This window comes from Amycolatopsis roodepoortensis (genome assembly GCF_014873915.1).
In the GTDB taxonomy this organism is placed as follows: Bacteria; Actinomycetota; Actinomycetes; order Mycobacteriales; family Pseudonocardiaceae; genus Amycolatopsis; species Amycolatopsis roodepoortensis.
Window position 1 is genome coordinate 246,810 of sequence record NZ_JADBEJ010000004.1, and the last position, 17,258, is coordinate 264,067.

The following is a 17,258-nucleotide window of genomic DNA, read 5'->3' on the forward strand; positions in this document are numbered from 1 at the left end:
GCCGTACCTCTATCGAACATCGACGAATGGAACCGGACATCATGTCAAGCAATGCGATTCGTGTCGGCATCATCGGCGCGGACACGAAGGCGAGCTGGGCGGGGGCATCGCACATCCCCGCGCTGGCGGCACAGCCGGCGTTCCGGCTGGCGGCCGTGGCGACACGGCGAGAGGAGAGTGCTCGCAGCGCTGCCGAAACGTTCGGTGCACAGCGCTGGTTCGCCGATCCGTACGAGCTCATCCGCGATTCGTCGATCGATCTCGTCACCGTCGCCGTCAAGGTCCCGGCTCACCGCGAACTCGTGCTGGCGGCCCTTGCCGCGAACAAGGCCGTGTACTCGGAGTCTCCGCTCGGCGCGACCGTCGCGGAGACGGAAGAGATGGCTGACGCGGCCGGCTCGCTGCACACGGCGATCGGCCTGCAGGGACGGCTCAACCCCTCGGTGCGCCGCGCTGCCGAGATCATCGCGCAAGGCCGGCTCGGGCGCTTACTCTCGGCGCGAGTCGCCGCGACGACATTCGGCAACGGGCCGGAGTCGGTGAGCGCGTACGAGTACTTCGACAAGGCGGCGGCGGGAGCCGGCTTCCTGACCATCGCGGCGGGCCACGTTCTCGACGTGGTCGAGGCCGTTCTCGGTGACATCACCGAAATCGACGCGCGCACGGAACTCCTCTGGCCGCAGGTGAAACTCGTGGACACCGGCGCGATCTCCGTCCGGGAAGTCCCGGATCACCTCGACGCCATCGCCAAAACCACGTCGGGCGCACCCGTCGGAGTGCAGATCCTGGCCGGCGTGCCCGCCCCCGACGCCTGCTTCAGCCTGGAAGTTCGCGGCGCGGACGGCTGGCTGAAACTGACCGGGAATCATCCCGCGGGTGTTCAGGTCGGCGACCTCGCGCTGTCCTCGAGCGTGGACTTCACCGCACCGGACAGCCCGGTCGCCACCGGCACCGGCCCGACCGCCGCCGAGATCTGGACGGGTGCGTCCATCAACGTTGGCGAGGTGTACGCCAGCCTGGCGCGCGACATCGCGAACGGGACCCACCACACCCCGGGATTCGGCCACGCCGTCCACAACAGCCGCCTGATCGCCCGAGTCGAACAGGCCTCGCTCACCGGTCTGCGGCAGTAGGGAAACCCGGCCGTGACTGATCCGGCGACGGATCCGCGAGCGCGGTAGAGGATCCTCGCCCCGACGAGGCGCGCGGCCTGGAATACGTCCTCGACACGAGCGGCCGCACGGAGAACCTCGGCGCCCTGGCACCGCTGGGCCGGTTCGGTTTCGTGGCATTCCTCGTCCAGCGTGATCGTCGTCGACTCCCTCGGTACCGAGACGGCTCGCCCGTCAGGCGCATTCGCCGTACCGCGGCAGGACAGGTCCGCTGTCGGCCGGTCAGGAAAGCCGCAGTTGCCGCAGCTGTCGACGGGAGGTGATGCTCAGCTTGCGGAAGATGCTGCGGAGGTGGGCCTCGATGGTGCGTGGGCTCAGGAACAGCTGCGCGCCGACCTCCCGGGAGGTCGCCCCGGTGGCCACCAGCCGCGCGATCGTCAGCTCCTGCGCGGTGAGCTCATCGGAGGGTTGGGCGGACCGGCTGCGTGGGTGCTCGCCGGTGGCGCGTAGTTCGCGGGCGGCGCGGGCGGCGAACGCTTCCGCGCCCATGTCCGACAGCAGCTGGTGGGCGGTGTGGAGCTGCTGGCGGGCGGCCTGGCGGCGCCCCTGCCGGCGTAGCCACTCGCCGTAGACGAGGTGAGCGCGGGCCAGCTGGGTGGCCATCCGGCATTCTCGGAGCCGCTCGATCGCCTCGCGGTAGTGTTCCTCGGCGTCCGGGCCGGTGCTGGCCAGTGCCCGTGAGCGCGCTGCCAGCCCGAGTCCCCACGGTGTGCCGCTGGCGAGGGCCCGTGAGCTGAGCTGGTCCAGCGCATCGGCCGCGCGCTCCGGTTGGCCGGTGCGGCATGCCGCTTCGATGAGTTCGGAGTGGGCCAGGTTGCTGTGGGTCAGCTCGTCGGACTCGAAAGCCCGTGTCGCAGCGGCGAGAGCCGCTGGGTAGTCGCCCAGACCGTTGTGCAGGACCGCCATGGCGTACTGCGCCAGGGCGTCCTCGGTGCCGCGCCCACGTCCGGCGGCTTCCCGGACCATGGTCGCGTGGATCTCGGTGCTGTCGTCCGAGTGACCGCGCCAGGCAGCCAGGATGAGCTGGGCGTGGAGCAAGGGCACGGTCCTGGTCGCGGCCGCGATCGCGGTCTGCTCGGCGGCCCGGGAGAACTCACCGGAGAGCACCAGCATGACGGATTGGACGAGGAGTGCTGCGGGGAGGGTGGCCAGCGCGCCGGCCTCCCGGGCCAGCCGGACATGACTGGTGGCGAGCGCGTGGACCATCTCGTCGTCGAAGACCGACATCGCGGTTCGGCTGGCCAGCCACAGCCAGCGGCGGTTGCCGCTGTCGTCCGAGGCACGAGCGTCTCGCTCGTGGCGGGCGAAGGCGTCCAACGCCCGCCGCAGCCCGGGCACGCCTGCCGCATAGCCCTGTGTGAACGTCGTCACCAGCCCATCGAGCAGCAGATCCGCCGGCCTCGGCGGCTCCGGTGGTGCGGGCGCGTCCCGGGCGGCTTCGGCCACCACTCGCACGCCGCCGCCGGGGCCGAGGCCGCCGGTGACGATCGCTGCGTCGAGCGCGTCCAGGTAGGTCTCGCGGGACAGCGCCGGGTGCAGCGGGGCGAGGCTCCTGGCGGCGTCCAGCAGCATCCGCGGCCCCTCGCCGCCTCTCGCCCGGTGGAACTCGATCTGGGCGCGCAGCAGCTCGAGGCGGGCCTGGGCCACGGCGTCCAGTGGTCCGGTCGCCGCGACCGTCAGCAGCTCCAGGGAGGCCTCGGACGCGCCGGCCTCGTGCTTGGCGTGCGCAGCCTCCAGGGCCCGCCTCGCCCGGACGGCCGGCTCGGGGGTCAGCTCGGCCGCACGCTTCAGGAACGCCGCCGCGGCGGCCGGTCCGCCACGGGCGCGGGCCCGTCCCGCCGAACGCTCCAGCTCCGCGGCGGTCTCCTCGTCCGTGCCCACCACCGCCTGCGCCCGGTGCCAGGCGCGCCGATCAGGGTCGACCCGCGGGTCGGTGGCGGCAGCCAACGCCCCGTGCGCTCGGCGATGGTCGGGCGGTGTGGCCGCCCGGTAGACCGCCGAGCGCACGAGCGGGTGCCGGAACCGCACCCGGGTGTCGAGCTCCAGCAGCCCGGCGGACTCCGCGGGCGCCGCCGCCTCATGGGCGATCCCCAGCTCTGCGGCCGCGCGCCACAACAGCGCCGCATCGCCGGTCGGCTCGGCCGCGGCGACCACCAGCAGCAGCTGCGAATCGGGCGGCAGGTTGCGCGCGCGGCGCCGGAAACCGTCCTCGACCCGGCGGGCAACGCTCACCACGTCGGGCAGCTCGTAGCCGCCCGCGAGCTGCAGCGCGGGCGCACTCCGGGGTAGCTCCAACAGCGCCAGCGGATTGCCGCGCGCCTCGGCCACGATCCGGTCACGCACCGTGTCGTCCAGCGGTGCGCTGCCCGCGGTGGCCAGGAGCGTCCGGGCGTCGGCCTCCCCCAGCCTCGCCAGGCGCAGCTCCGGCAATCCGGCGAACGGCTCGATGTCGGTCTCACCGGGGTCGCGCAGCGCGAACACCATCACCACCCGCTCGGCCGCCACCCGCCGGGCCACGAACGCCAGGACCTGCGCGGACGCCTGGTCCAGCCACTGTGCGTCATCCACCACACACAGCAACGGCCCGTCTTCGGCCACCTCGGCCAGCAGGCTCAGCACGGCCAGCCCGACCAGGAACCGGTCCGGTGCGGCACCCTCGCGCATCCCGAACGCCACCCCGAGGGCGGCCTGCTGCGGCTCGGGCAGCTCCGCCGCCCGCGCCAGCATCGGTGCGCACAACTGGTGCAGGCCCGCGAACGCGAACTGCGCCTCGGCCTCCACCCCGGCCGCGTCCTCGACCCTGAACCCGGCCGCCGCAGCAGTCGCCCGAAGGTGCTGTACCAGGGCGGTCTTGCCGATGCCGGCCTCCCCGCGCACCACGAGCACGCCACTGTCGCCGCCCTGGGCCCGGGACAGCAGCTGCTCGAGCGCCGCGTGCTCGGCACGCCGTCCCACGAGCATCGCCTGGTCCCTCCTGGCGCCGGCACGGGGTCGATCACGGTAATTGTCACCTACGCGAAGCGCACGGACGCGACCGGGTCGGCGAGATGCCGGCCTCCCCGCGCCGACGTCGAGGACGGGATCAGGGACTTCTACCGACGCGGCCAGGGCGCCGTCCTCGCGAGTCTGGAACCCGACAGCAGAGCGACCGGAAAGCGAGCAACCGCCGTGATCAGCACCGAGCCCGTCACCGTCGTCGTACGCACCGGCCGGGCTGGGGAGGAGTCACGGTGATCACGGCCACCGCCGGCTCGACCGACCGGCCATTCAACCACGACGACAATCAATTGGAGAATACGAAATGCCCGCAGTCCTCGTCCATGGTGTACCTGACACCCACCGGCTTTGGGACACCGTCCGTTCCCATCTTCAACGCGAAGATGTCGTGACGATCGATCTCCCCGGGTTCGGCGTACCCCTGCCGGCGGGATTCACGTCGACGAAAGAAGAGTATCTCGATTGGCTTATCAAGAAGATCGAAGAAATCGGTGAACCCGTCGACCTGGTCGGCCATGATTGGGGGTCTCTGCTCACGGGCCGTCTCGCGTCCATCCGACCGGATCTGGTGCGGACATGGACTGGCATCAGCGGGCCAATCGATCCGGAGTATCCGTGGCACTATCTTGCCAAGATCTGGCAAACGCCAGGCGAGGGCGAGCAATGGATGGCGGACCTCGACCTCGAGGCGTTCGCGGCAAGCCTCAACGAGGCGCAGATGCCACGCGACGCGGCGAACGAATCGGTCCGGCATCTCGATGCCACTATGAGAGCAAGCATTCTCGCCCTTTACCGGTCGGCGATCGAGGTCGGGGCGGAGTGGAAGCCGGGTTTGAGCAACGTGACCGCACCAGCGCTGGTGATCTGGGGCCTGGACGATCCGTTTCTTCCGCACCGCTTCGCCGACGAGCTCGGTAATGCCACACGTGCGCGTGCCGTCTTCAAGCTGCGCAGCTCGCACTGGCCGATGATTGAGCGTCCGGCCGATGTCGCGCGCGAACTCGAAGCCCACTGGGCTCACGTGTAAAACCTGCGCTTGGGTCACTCGGGCTCAACCCCGCGGCCGCTACACGAGCGGCGATAATTGCTCGCTCGCCATGGTGAGCCCGAGTGCCCACGCATTTGCCCGGAAACGAATCATCGTGACGCGGCCCGGAGAGCGTTGCCGGGGCCGCACAAGGCAGGAGCATCCTGATGACGAATTCAGCAAATACCCGGATCGGCGTCGGCCTTGTCGGGGCCAGTGCCGATCGGGGCTGGGGGGGAATTGCTCACGTCCCGGCGCTGCAGGCGCTCGATGCGTTCCAGATCCGCGCCGTCAGTACAACTCGAATGGAGAGCGCGAACGCGACCGCTCGTCGGCTGGGCGCCGATCTCGCCTTCGACACACACGAGGCTCTGGTCGTGCGACCGGAGGTCGACCTGGTGGTGGTCGCGGTCAAGGTACCGAAGCACAAGCGGATTGTTTCCGACGCGCTGGCCGCGGGCAAGATGGTTTATTGCGAATGGCCGCTCGCAAGAAACCTATCGGAGGCCGAAGCGCTGGAGGGGTTCGCCCGCGAGCGGCGGCTGCCGACGGTTGTCGGGCTGCAGGGTGGCCTGCACCCGCCGATCCTCTTCCTTCGCGACCTCATCGCGCAAGGCGTGATCGGCAAGCCGCTCAGCACGAGCATCCGAGCGCATTTGACCGACGACATGTGGGTCGGCCGATATGACCCGCCGGTCGAGTACATGGCTCACGCAAAGCATGGCGCCACGCTTCTGAGCATCATGCTCGGCCACGGACTCGAACCGCTTGCGCGCGTGCTCGGCACGTTCGAGAGTCTGTCCGCCGTCGTCGCCAATCAGCGCGGTGACGGCGTCCGCCTCTCCGATGGCGCGTCGCTGCCGAAGGACGCGCCGGATGAGATCGTCGTCGCCGGCGTTCTCGAAGGCGGGATCGTCACTTCGCTGCACTACAGTGCCGGGCGGTCTGCCGGCCCGGCGATGGTATGGGAGATCCAGGGCACCGAGGGCGGTGTGCGTGTGGAGTCGGCGTCGGGCTACATCCATTTCACCGATTTCACCATCACGCTGCGCCGCGGTAGCGAGCCTGTCCAAGTGCTACAGGTCCCCCCGGCTTATGCGGGGCCCGACCTGCAACTCGACGCACCCGCAGCGGGGGTCGCCCGCCTGTACGCCCAGTTCGCCGCCGACCTCCGCGATGGAACCGCCGATGCGCCGGATTTCGCGGTCGCACTCGATCGCCACCGGGTACTCGAGGCGATCACACGGGCCGCTGAAACAGGTCATCGGCAGCATCTGAACCCGGGAGAGGCACTGCCGCAGGACCCGAGGAGATGACGATCCGCGAGCCGACCCTGACTTGATCACACAGAGCTGACCCGCACCGTGTCGAAGAACCCTGCCGGCCAGCGGGACCTCGCCCTCCATCCCTCTTCTTCAATGCGGCGCCGACCGCGTCGCTCACCCACCGCTTCCCCCGCGCCGCCCTCGACGCTGGCGGACGTCGTTCATCGCCTGAGCCGGGGTGTCACGGGATCAGCAGCAACTTCCCCCCGGTGTGCCCGGCTTCCAGTGCCCGGTGGGCCTCGGCCGCCCGGTGCAGCGGGAAGGTGCGGCCGATCCGGGTACGCCATTCACCCGCCGCGATGCGCTCCAGCGCCTCCCGCACGGGGCGGCTGTCCCGGTTGCCGGGGTGTCCCGCGCTGAAGGTGACGCCCCGGGCGGCCGCAGCCGGATCCGCCAGGGTGACGACACGCCCGGCTCCGCCACGCAGGTCGATGAGCGTCGACACGAGTCCCTTCCCCGCGGTGTCGAGGGCTGCGTCGATCGGGCCGGGCGCGACCGCACGCACGCGGTCCGCGAGGTTGTCGCCGTACTCGACGGCGGTCGCGCCGAGGCTTTCCACGTACTCGATGCTGGAACGCCCGCAGATCCAGATCACGGTGAGTCCCTGCAGGCGTGCGAACTGCACGGCTGCGCCGCCGAGGGCTCCACTCGCCCCGGTGATCACGATGGTTTCACCGGGGTTCGGCCGCAGGAGCGCGAGACCCCGCGCGGCGTTGTCCGCGCCGATGACGGTCGCGGCCGCATCCTCGAAGGTCACACCGTCGGGGATGGTCGTGTAGTTGCTGCTGAGAGTGAACTCGGCGTAGGAGCCCTGGCTGAAGCTGTCGGGCCACCCGGCGATACGCGCACCGGGCTCGACCCCGGTGACGTCGGCGCCGATCGCCGCGACGGTGCCGGCGAACTCGAACCCGATGATCGCCGGGGCCGGCAGGTCGAAGCCGCCGGACCGCGCGATGAGTTCGGCGGGGTTCAGTCCCGCTGCGCGGACCTCGACCAACGTCTGGCCGCGTCCGGGCACCGGGGTGTCCACCTGGGCTTCGTGGAGCACATCGGCCGCGCCGAAGGATGTGATGACCGCTGCTCTCATGACTGCTGTTCTCCCTGGTCTGTCCGTTGTCCGGTGTGGATCTCCGTGCCCCGAGGCGCGGTCTCGTCGGCGAATCGGGCCTGGTCGTGGACGTGGCCGAGCAGGGCTGACTCGCCGATCCCCGGCTCACCCCACAGCACGAGCGCCACCGGCCCCGTCGAGAACCGTGGTCTCCTCGTGGCGTCCGACCAGTTCCCCCTGCCCCGCACAGATGACGGCTCCCAGTCGAACAGCCTCACGCCGTGCGTTCGGACTGGACGAGCTCGCGGGCGCGCGGCGCGACCTCGTGGCCGAAGAGGTTGAGGTCGGCAGGCTCGTCCGAGGCGAGGATGAAACCGGAAACGCCGTACTGCAGGGCGAGGTCGGCGAGCTGCTCGGCCCAGTCGGCAGGGGTTCCCTGCAACAGGCCGCCACCGCCGGTGGTGAATCGGCCGCTCAGGTTGAGCAGGCGGCTGACCGCCGCGGGTTCGCGGCCCACGGCTGAGGCGGCCTCGTCGATCTGCTCGTTCATCGTGCTGAGCGACGCGGGGCCGTCGGGCAGGTAGCCGAGAGAGGGCAGCCAACCGTCGGCGATCCGGCCGGTCAGCCGGAGCATGCGCGGCTTGTAGGCGCCGATGTGGATCGGGATCCGGTGTGCGGGCGCGGGCCCGCGCTTGGCGCCGGTCACGGAGTGGAACTCGCCGTCGACCTTGAGCGGCCCCTCCTCGTCGGTGGCCCACAGCCCGCGGATCACGGCGACGGCCTCCTCCAAGGCCCGCACGGCCTGGCCCGGAGTGAGCCTGCGGCCGCCCATCGCGACGATGCCGTCCCAGAACGCACCCGCACCGATGCCCAGTTCGACCCGGCCGCCGGCGAGCCGGTCCAAGCTCGCGGCGGCGCGGGCCAGCACCGCCGGGGGACGCAACGGAAGACTCAGCACGTTGCCGCTGATCCGGATCCGTTCGGTGCGTGCCGCGACGTACGACATCAGGGTCCAGGTGTCCTGGAACGCCGACTGGTACGGGTGGTCCTGAAAGCTGACGAGATCCAGCCCTGCCCGCTCCGACACCAGTGCCAGCTCGACCGGCGCCTGCGCCGGGCGGGCGGCGGGCGTGAGGAAGCTGCCGAACCACAGGTCGTGGCCGTAGTCGGTCATTTCTCGCTTCCTCCGGGATCATTCGTGGCGGGAGTGAGCGCGAAGTTGTCGTCGAACACTCCCTCCGGGTCGTACTGGGACTTGAGCTCACGCAGCCGCGAAAGAGTCGCCGGTGGCCACGCCTCGGCGAGGCGTTCGGGCCGGAGACCGGACTCGAAGCTGAGATAGAGGCCATCGAGGAAGGGACGCAGCTGGGCCCAGGCCTCGTCGACCACCTCGTCGGCGCCGCCCATCACCACGAGCGAGAAGTTCGCGTCGCGGTGGGCGTAGGCGGTGGCGTCCGCGGGGACGTCGGCGACGGCCCCGCCGACCGAGCGAAGCTGGAACCAGCCGATCGCGCCGCTCCGGATCACGAGGGCGGCCGCCGCGGCGAACTCCGGGGTCACATGCCGGAGGAGGCCACTGCGGGAGACCGGCTCGCCGCGGGACAGCGGTGCGTCGTCGCTCGCGTTGTCCAGCACGGCCGCATAGGACGAGATGACGACGTCCTGGGCGTATATCGGAGAGATCGCGGCCAGCGGCTCCAGTCGAGCGAGCACGGTCTCCCGGTCCGCGGCGTCGACCATGGTGCGGCTCAGCGCCAGCGCCGGTCGCCCGGCTCGCGGAGGCGGCAGGATCACGAAGCTGGTGAGGTCACGCGGCGAGTCCTCGACCACCCGGCCCCACTCGACGAGGTAGCGCTCGAGATCGCTCGCATCCTGGGTGAGCTGGGCGAACGCGACCGCACCGACCTCGTCGACCTCGAACTCGAAGGCGGTGACGATCCCGAAGTTCGCGCCGGCGCCCCGGACCGCCCAGAACAGGTCCGTGTTCTCCGTTTCGCCGGCCCGGACGATGGACCCGTCCGCGAGCACCATCTCCACGGCCCGCAGGTGATCGATCGTCAGACCGTGCTCACGCGCGAGGTACCCGACGCCACCCGCGGTGGCCAGGCCGCCGACCCCGACGCCGCCGTAGTCGCCCGAGCTCAACGCCCAGCCGTAGGGTTCCAGCGCGACCGCCACCTCCGCCCAGCGCGCACCCGGCCCGATACGCACCCGGCGCGTCTTCTCGTCGAGCACCTCGATCGTGTTCATCAGCGACACGTCGATGACGATCCCGCCGTCGTTCGTGGAGCGTCCCGAGACCCCGTGCCCCGCGCTGCGGCGAGACAGGGGCACGCCGGGATGCCGGCGGGCGAACGCCAGCGCCTGCCTCACCTGCTCGTTCGTCGTGGCACGCAAGATGATCCCGGGCGCACCGCCCCGCAGATATCCGGACCGCAACCGCGCGTAGGCCAGATCCCCGGGCTCTACGACCTCGGCCATCCCCGGCGGAGTGCCCTCGTAGTCGATCCCCGGACGACGCCTGGCGAGCGCCGCGGAGCGGCGAATCCGTGCGCTCGACCAACCGTAGGGCAGCGCCGCGTCGACGGCGGCCCGCAGCGCGGGGGCGACGTCGTTCGCGAACCGCGCCGCGACGTCCTCGGAGTCGGTGTCGAGCACGACGGTGCCCACCCCGTGGTCGACGACGAGTGGCAGCAGGTCGCTCACCCAGTCCGCCGCGGTTCCGGTGAACCTGCCCGTGCGCTCGCCGAAACCACCCCGGATCGTGACCAGCCTGCGGATCTCGCGGGGATCGCGACCCGCCCTGCGCGCTGTCTCGTCGATCACCCGGTTGCCCTCCGCCAGCGCGGCGACGTCGCCGTCCGTCGACCACCCGTCGGCCTGCCGTCCCACCAGCCGCAGCACGTCCCGGCCCTGGCCATCCACGGTGATCGGCACGTCGTGTGCGGGCGCGGCCTTCTGCGCCCCGGCGAGGCGGTGGAAGCGGCCAGTGAATCGACCCAGGCCGCGGTCCAGGACGTTCCACAGCTCCCGGACGACGTCGATCGCTTCGCCGAGTGCGGTGTCGGTGCCGGCCGACGGCGGACCCGCGCGCAGAGCTAGTTCCACTCTGCCCTCGGCGAGCTGGTCCAGACTCGCGATCGCCCTCGCGAGCATCGCCGGCTGGTAGGCCGGCTGTGCCTCCACCGCCAGTCCGAGCGAGCCCGTCACCCCCGCGATCCACGACGACACGGTCGACGGCTCGAGGTCGGTGCCTTCGGTTCCGGCCGGGATGACGAGCAGGTCCAGACCCCACTGCTCGGCCAGTCCGGCCCGCTGGGCCAGTTGGCCGGGTCCGCGGTCGGCGTTAGTGGTCAGGCGCAGCCCGAACCTCAGCCGGTGTCCGTAGTTCACAGCACGTCGTAACGGGCCAGGCGGGCGTTCATGACCTCAGGCTGCACGACAACGTCCATGGGCGACAAATGGGACCTGACCTGGTCACAAAAGACGACTCACTCAGATATCATGACCGCATGGCCAGCCTGCGACCGACCGACGAGTCCCCCGCCACCCCGGACCGCCCGGACGTCGACTACGAGCACATCGACGACGACGTGTGCCGCAGCTTCCAGCGCTCAGTCGAGATCGTGGGCAGAAAATGGAGCGCCGCAGTGCTCCTGGCGGCCATGCGGGGCACCCGCCGGTTCGTCGACTACCGCTCGCGGATCCCCGGAATCTCGAACCAACTGCTGTCCCAGCGTCTCCGCGAACTCGAGAGCCACCAACTGATCGAGCGGGTCGTGGTACCGACGACGCCGGTCCAGATCACCTACCGGCCGACCGAGCGAGGCGCCAGCCTGATGCGTGTTCTGCACCCTCTCGTCGAGTGGAGTGCCAAGAACGGAGAATGAGCAACTTTCGCTCGGCGTGCCGATGACCTTGACCCCGGCCGCGACGATCAGTTGCACGGCGGTGAACCCGACCATGCCGGAAGCGCCGTGGACAACCAGCGTGTCGCCTTCCCGCAAATCCAGCAGCGCCAGCGCCTGGACCGACGTGCCTCCCGCGGCAAGCAGACCCGCGAATCTGGCGATCGCCGCTATTCTGGTTACGTCACAACGGTTTCGGGTCTCCTGGACGATCGTCTTCGCAGGCGGCTCGACGCCGCGATCAGCGAGCTAGTCCAGTGGGCCGAGTACCAGTCCGGCCCGGCAAGTCCTGAGAGTGAACGATCCTCCGGCGCCCGGAGCCTCGGCCGGACCTCCACCGAGGACCTGTGCCGGCCCCGCAAGAACAACCGCGGCGTCGCTGCCCCGCACACCGATCTGCCGACCGCGGTCCGCATCCGCGACGGCGAACTCCTGGACGCCGTCGGGCACTTCTTCGCCGACCGCATCTTCGGCCCTGACCGTACGTCCATTCTGGAAGCCGACCTGGCCACTGTGGACGGCACTGCCGCGCGAATACGGGCTGAGGGCCGAGAGCGTCTACAACGACAGGTCGCCGAGATCGAACGCAAGCAAGAAGCCCTGCTCCGGCAAGCTCAAGACGGCGCACCCGACGATCCTTTGCGAAGGCTCTCAGACAGAGCTACAACGAGCTGGCGGCGAACAAAGAACACCGTTCAAGCCGAGGTGGCTCAGCTGGACGCGCAAGACATCGAGACTCCAGCACCACCCACGCCCTCGAACTTGAGCCTTCTGGACGCCGTCCCCTGATTGCGGGTCAACTTGGCCAGGGCTCCACAGGCCCTGCTTCAGACGCTCTTCGAGGTGACACGACTCACCGTCCAGTTGAACGGCATCGGCGACGTCGTGACGATCGGGGTTAGTCTGCCAGCAGATCAAGTGCCCGCGATAACGGAAGCAGGAGAAAGGATCACAGACGCCATGTCGGCTACCGAAATAGCAAAAAGCGCCGATCAAAATGATCGACGCTCTTTGCGTGAAGCCTGTATGTACCCCCGACGAGGTACGAGCAGCTTCCACCCAGGCTGACATAGCCCCTGAGCTGCAACTTTCCGCCACTGTCGAGGTGCCACGGCTCGGCCGCCGCCGCTCCGGAGGCGCCGCATGAGCACGTCTCGCCGGGACCTTTCACTCTGGATCCAATGCGGCTGCACCGCCCTCGTCGCCCTCGGCGCCGCCTACGCCTCCTACATCCACGGACGCCAATTCGCGCTCCGATTCGGCGCCGACACGATGACCTCCTCCATCTGGCCACTCATCGTCGACGGCCTCCTCACGACTGCGACCGTCGAACTCTGGAAACCCAGTCCTGAAGGCTCCAGCCGACGGGCTGCGTGGTCCGCGTTCGCCTTCGGCATCTCACTGTCCCTCTGCGCGAACATCGCTTCTGCTCCGGTGGCGAGCAGCTTCGGTGTCGCCGTCGCCGCCTGCCCACCACTCGCCCTGCTGCTCGCCGTCGAACTTCTCAACCGCGCCCTTAAACGCCACCGCAGCAAACTCACTGAGCCGATGCCCTCCCCCGGGGACTGCTTTCAAGCGAAGTCCGAAACCACCGATGCTCTCGCGTCGGCACCGGTCAGCCCCCTGCCGACGGCACCAGATCAGAGAGACCACCTAGCCAAGCCCACTGCCGAACAACTGATGTGGGCCCATTACCAGCGCGAGCACGCCCAAGGCCGAACACCGACCGGCGCCGATCTGGACCGCATCGCCGGAACACACAACTACGGACGCCGCGTCCTCCGAAAATGGCGCCACGAAGGCACGCTCCCGCACACCACTCCAGCCGAAGCCGAAACCACATAGTCAGCGCGAAACGCCGCACAAGGCCCAAACGACGACATCGCAGAACCAACGTCCACACGCCGACGCTCCACAACGAAACCTCGCCGAATCGCGCGCTGAAGCCCGGCCTATGACCACCAGGAGGGCACGACGACAATCAGACAGAAAACCCACCAGAATGACCGCAAAGATCAGGTCAGTTAGTGCCGTCCGCTCGCAAGTGGCAATGGTCGGGTTGGGCCCACGAGAACGTGATCCTCACCTTGCCAGGGGCTCGAAGCTCTCAGAGGACGTCAGGTCTGGGTAGCCGTCCGGAGCGCCCACCACCCGTTCATCGATGACGTGGACTTCGAAACGCCGGAGGTCGTAGCCTCCGGCTTCCCACGCCATGTCACTTGTCTCGACGCGCCACTCACACCCGGTGAGACGCTCCCGCACCAGCCAGCCCAGCCCGTCCACCTCCTTGACCTGCACGTCACGCGGCGCTTGACCACGAACCTAGCACGACAATAGAACACATGTTCGCATCCAGTTTCAGGCGGTCGGTCGTCGAAGAACGCCTCGGATGCCGACCTGCCCAGAGCACCGGCCGAGCGGGCCACCCAGCGCCTGGCCCTCCGGCGCTAAGTCTCCCGGGGAGCGACGTCGCCTTCAGCCATGGTGACGTGCCATTCCGCGCGGGCGAGGAGCTCGTCGAAGGTCACGACTTCGGGTTCGTGGAGCTGTCGCCGATACAGCTCGAAGGAGCGGATGCGGTCGCGATGATGCCCGCCGTCTTGTCCAAGAAGTTGGTCGAGGGAGCCGATGACCAGGAAAGCCCGGGGCTTGAGCATGTAGGTGAACCCGCCTGGCACGTCCGAGCCATCGGGAGCGACGTCTTGGAGGCGTTCACCGATCTCGTTCACCGCGCGATGCACCGTGCCCTGCACCTGTGCCACTCCGCCGGCCAACTCATCAGAGGGCGGCCAGCAACCCGACCTGTACTCGCTGGCGGCCAGCAGTGCGGTTCGATGGGTCTTGATCTCGGCGAACACCATCGACTTGATCCGGCCGGAGGTACGGAGGAGAGCGTCGGCGCGCTTGCCCACGCTGACGACCGATGCGCCGGCGACGACCTGTTCCAGCTTCTGGTCACTCCATGACGTGAGCAACTGGCCGGTGAGCGGCACTCCGAGTATCCACGGGTTGTCCTCGAAGAACTTTTGCCACACTGCCTCCCGCCGCTTCCCGGGCGCTTGCTCGACCTCGGCGTCGAAATATGCGTCATCACTCAGCAGGCGCCGGAACTTCTGCAGCTGCCCACGGCGATGCGTCAACGCGATCACATCGCGTGCCGACTCATCATCGGAGATCAACTGTCGCAGCCGCGACGGGTCTTCACGATAGATTCTCGCCAACGACTCCGGATTGGCGAACAGCTCCCGCACCAGGGAGTCATCAACCCGTACGGTCTGCTCGCCATCGACCGGAATGCACTCAAGGGTGCGCAGCAGCTCCACCAGCCGTCCCGCTTCCGGCTGCCTCAGGTTCAGCCTGGTCTCCACCTTTCCCTGACCTTTGGCCGGCACCCGCTGCACCCAGAGCTCACGGACGTTGCCAGCTTCCCGCGCGATCAACAGCTTGACTTGGTACCGGCCGGCCGGAGACTCGGAGACCAGCCACTGCTCTCCCTCAAGTTCCGCGGTTGTCTCCGCCTCGGGATCGAACACCTTGTACACGAACCGGGCGGGTTGGCCGTTGTCTGCGGAGTTCGGCCGTAAGATCGGGAAGCTGGCCGACGCATAGGTCCTGCTGGGAAGCCTGCCCTGCGCGTATGTCGTCGCGTCGACGCCTTCGCCCCACGGGTCTCCATTCACGGTTCACACCCCGCTCCCTGCCCGGCCTCGAGTGACCTCTGGCGACCGCTAGACCGTCGCCCTCAGTGGTCGGCGGCCCACTACCCGCCGTTACGGCGGTTACCACACCGAGACCGAATACCCGACAGCGGAGACCGGAGCTGCGACCGTCCGCGACGCGGCGAACAAAGGCCGTCACAGCCTTCGCTGCCGACCACACGGTCTCAGTCGAGTTACGAACTTGGATAGTAGCCACCCTTGTGTCGCAACCGGACATGACAGCCGTTCCTCAGTGCAGGGCTTACCACGATTCCCCTGACAGCAGCATAAATCAGCTTCCGCGAGTCCTACTAAGACACTTCGTTGCCCGATGATCGATCGAGTTTCCTTCGGCAGCTTGGCTTATTGCGAGGAGGTTACTTAGCCGTGCGCTTACCCAGGCCGTGTTGACCTATACCCTATGGGGGCATACAGTCCCACTCACTCGAGTGACGCGTAAGTGCACCACCACAGGGCCGCGCTTGACGCTCGGCGGCATCTCCGGACGCTGCCGGACGGCAGCCGTGCGGCAACGCCGCAGGCCCTCGTTCGTGAGGGAGACGCTATGCGAAAGTCACCAATCCATCTATCCCGTAGGACGTTCCTGTCCGCCGCCATCATCGCGTCGGTCGGCTCCGCGGCGGCGTGTTCAAGTACTGCGTCTGGCGATGTCCTCCAAAAGCTGCGAAGCGGTGGCAAGATCCGTGTCGCACTCACACAGGCGAATCCACCATGGAACTTCGTCGACGGATCGGGTGCCCCGGCGGGGTACGACGTCGACGTGGCGCACGACGTGGCTCGGCGGCTGGGCGCCAGTGGCGTCGAGTTCGTGCAGGCCAGCTTTCAGACCTTCATCGAGGGCGTGAAGGCCGACCGGTTCGACATGGTCATCTCCGGGCAGACCATCACCGCCGAACGCAAACAGCAAGTCGACTTCTCGCGTCCCTACGCGGTCAACGGCATCTCGATCTTCGTCGCCACTGGGAATACTTCGATCAGTTCACTTGCCGACCTGACGGGGAAAGCGGTCGCGGTGTCGGCGGGAACCACTCAACACAAGTACGCCACGGAGAAGATCCAGGACGTACGCGTGAAGACCTACGACAACGCCACGCTCGGCCTCACGGACCTGTCCCGTGGCAACGCCGACGCCATGCTGGTCTCCCGCTTCCAGGGTGTCTACCTGGCGGGCAAGAACGGTCTGAGCGTCCAGCCGGTCGGCCCTCTGCTCGAAAGCGAGGTCAACGGGATGTCCTTCCGGAAGGATTCCACTGCCCTGAAGCAGGCTGTCGACAAGGCGATCGACGAGATGATCGCGGATGGGACGCTCACGCGGTTTTCCCAGCAGTGGCTGGGCGGTTTGGACATGGCGGCCGAACTGAAGGCGCTGCCCGCAGGTTGAGGAGTTCGTCAACACGTGTGGTGAGGAGGAAATCGTGGACCTGCTGGCCGGCGCGTTCCCGATGTTGTTGCAGGGGCTGGGTGTCACTGTCCTACTCGGCGTGGCATCTTTCGTTTTCGGATCCATTCTTGGTGCTCTGATCGCTCTCGCCCGTATTTCCGGTTTCCGGGCGCTTAGGGCTGTGGCGATCTCCTACGTCTCGGTGTTCAGGGGAACTCCTCTGCTGATCCAGATCATGTTGCTCTACTTCGGACTTCCGCAGCTCGGGATCCAATTGGCACCGATCCCCTCGGCAATCCTGGCATTGACATTGTTCTCCGCGGCCTACCTGAGTGAGAACTTCCGCGGCGGGATCCTTGGTGTCGACAAGGGACAGTGGGAAGCGTCGTCGTCGATCGGCATGCCGTACTGGCGGACGTTCCGGCGAATCGTCTTCCCACAGGCGATCAGGATCGCGACCCCAGCCGTGGGTAGCCGATTCATCGCACTGATGAAGGACACATCGCTCGCATCCGCGGTCACCGTGGTCGAGCTGACGCGGGTCGCGGAAAGCGTAGGCAACGCCAGTTTCCGCTACATGGAAGCATTTCTGGTCGCGGCCTTGATGTACTGGATGATCAACACGGTGTTGTCCATCGGGCAGGGAATGCTCGAAAGGCGGCTGGGAAGGGCGTATTGAGC

14 protein-coding genes are annotated in these 17,258 nt (G+C 68.3%); 8 read left to right on the forward strand and 6 right to left on the reverse strand.

Features of this window, described 5'->3' with window-relative positions:
* Positions 1-41: 41 nt before the first annotated feature.
* Positions 42-1,133: a Gfo/Idh/MocA family protein gene (locus tag H4W30_RS11650; RefSeq protein WP_192742861.1), complete on the forward strand. Its 1,092-nt coding sequence runs from the start codon at positions 42-44 to the stop codon at positions 1,131-1,133.
* A gap of 261 nt (positions 1,134-1,394) precedes the next feature.
* Here the strand turns inward: H4W30_RS11650 and H4W30_RS11655 are convergent, their stop codons facing one another.
* Positions 1,395-4,133 carry an ATP-binding protein gene (locus H4W30_RS11655; protein WP_192742862.1) on the reverse strand — a complete coding sequence of 913 codons (2,739 nt, stop codon included), beginning with the start codon at positions 4,131-4,133 and terminating at the stop codon, positions 1,395-1,397.
* A gap of 340 nt (positions 4,134-4,473) precedes the next feature.
* On the opposite strand from H4W30_RS11655, the gene H4W30_RS11660 reads away from it, so the two are divergent.
* Both H4W30_RS11660 and H4W30_RS11665 read left to right on the forward strand, forming a co-directional pair.
* Positions 4,474-5,196: an alpha/beta fold hydrolase gene (locus tag H4W30_RS11660; RefSeq protein ID WP_192742863.1), complete on the forward strand. Its 723-nt coding sequence runs from the start codon at positions 4,474-4,476 to the stop codon at positions 5,194-5,196.
* Between the two features lie 167 nt (positions 5,197-5,363).
* The gene (locus H4W30_RS11665; protein ID WP_192742864.1) at positions 5,364-6,512 is read left to right on the forward strand and encodes a Gfo/Idh/MocA family protein; all 1,149 of its coding nucleotides are present in this window, start codon (positions 5,364-5,366) and stop codon (positions 6,510-6,512) included.
* Between the two features lie 190 nt (positions 6,513-6,702).
* Here H4W30_RS11665 and H4W30_RS11670 read toward each other — a convergent pair whose 3' ends face one another.
* Genes H4W30_RS11670 through H4W30_RS11685 form a run of 4 tightly spaced genes read right to left on the reverse strand, consistent with a single transcriptional unit; the run spans position 6,703 to position 10,962 of the window.
* Positions 6,703-7,608: an NADP-dependent oxidoreductase gene (locus H4W30_RS11670; protein ID WP_192742865.1), complete on the reverse strand. Its 906-nt coding sequence runs from the start codon at positions 7,606-7,608 to the stop codon at positions 6,703-6,705.
* Positions 7,605-7,817 carry a hypothetical protein gene (locus tag H4W30_RS11675; RefSeq protein WP_192742866.1) on the reverse strand — a complete coding sequence of 71 codons (213 nt, stop codon included), beginning with the start codon at positions 7,815-7,817 and terminating at the stop codon, positions 7,605-7,607. The genes H4W30_RS11670 and H4W30_RS11675 overlap by 4 nt, the downstream gene beginning before the upstream one ends.
* A 26-nt stretch (positions 7,818-7,843) precedes the next feature.
* Positions 7,844-8,743 (reverse strand): LLM class flavin-dependent oxidoreductase, encoded by a 900-nt coding sequence (locus H4W30_RS11680; protein ID WP_192742867.1) that lies wholly within the window; start codon positions 8,741-8,743, stop codon positions 7,844-7,846.
* The gene (locus tag H4W30_RS11685; protein ID WP_192742868.1) at positions 8,740-10,962 is read right to left on the reverse strand and encodes an LLM class flavin-dependent oxidoreductase; all 2,223 of its coding nucleotides are present in this window, start codon (positions 10,960-10,962) and stop codon (positions 8,740-8,742) included. Before H4W30_RS11685 ends, H4W30_RS11680 begins: the two co-directional genes overlap by 4 nt.
* Positions 10,963-11,081: 119 nt before the next feature.
* On the opposite strand from H4W30_RS11685, the gene H4W30_RS11690 reads away from it, so the two are divergent.
* The 3 genes from H4W30_RS11690 (at position 11,082) to H4W30_RS11700 (ending at position 13,322) form a co-directional block, all read left to right on the forward strand.
* Entirely contained in the window at positions 11,082-11,459 is a 378-nt protein-coding gene (locus H4W30_RS11690) for a winged helix-turn-helix transcriptional regulator (RefSeq protein WP_192742869.1), read from the forward strand.
* Positions 11,460-11,546: 87 nt separating this feature from the next.
* Positions 11,547-12,266, forward strand: a complete 720-nt coding sequence (locus H4W30_RS11695; protein ID WP_192742870.1) for a hypothetical protein — start codon at positions 11,547-11,549, stop codon at positions 12,264-12,266.
* A 354-nt stretch (positions 12,267-12,620) separates the two neighbouring features.
* On the forward strand, positions 12,621-13,322 hold the full coding sequence (locus H4W30_RS11700; RefSeq protein WP_192742871.1) for a DUF2637 domain-containing protein: 702 nt from the start codon (positions 12,621-12,623) through the stop codon (positions 13,320-13,322).
* Positions 13,323-13,924: 602 nt separating this feature from the next.
* Here H4W30_RS11700 and H4W30_RS44510 read toward each other — a convergent pair.
* The gene (locus tag H4W30_RS44510) at positions 13,925-15,157 is read right to left on the reverse strand and encodes a Shedu immune nuclease family protein (protein WP_192742872.1); all 1,233 of its coding nucleotides are present in this window, start codon (positions 15,155-15,157) and stop codon (positions 13,925-13,927) included.
* 478 nt (positions 15,158-15,635) lie between these two features.
* Between H4W30_RS44510 and H4W30_RS11710 the strand changes: the two genes are divergently transcribed.
* On the forward strand, positions 15,636-16,577 hold the full coding sequence (locus H4W30_RS11710) for a transporter substrate-binding domain-containing protein (protein WP_318780585.1): 942 nt from the start codon (positions 15,636-15,638) through the stop codon (positions 16,575-16,577).
* Between the two features lie 34 nt (positions 16,578-16,611).
* Positions 16,612-17,256: an amino acid ABC transporter permease gene (locus H4W30_RS11715; protein WP_192742873.1), complete on the forward strand. Its 645-nt coding sequence runs from the start codon at positions 16,612-16,614 to the stop codon at positions 17,254-17,256.
* Positions 17,257-17,258 lie beyond the last annotated feature (2 nt).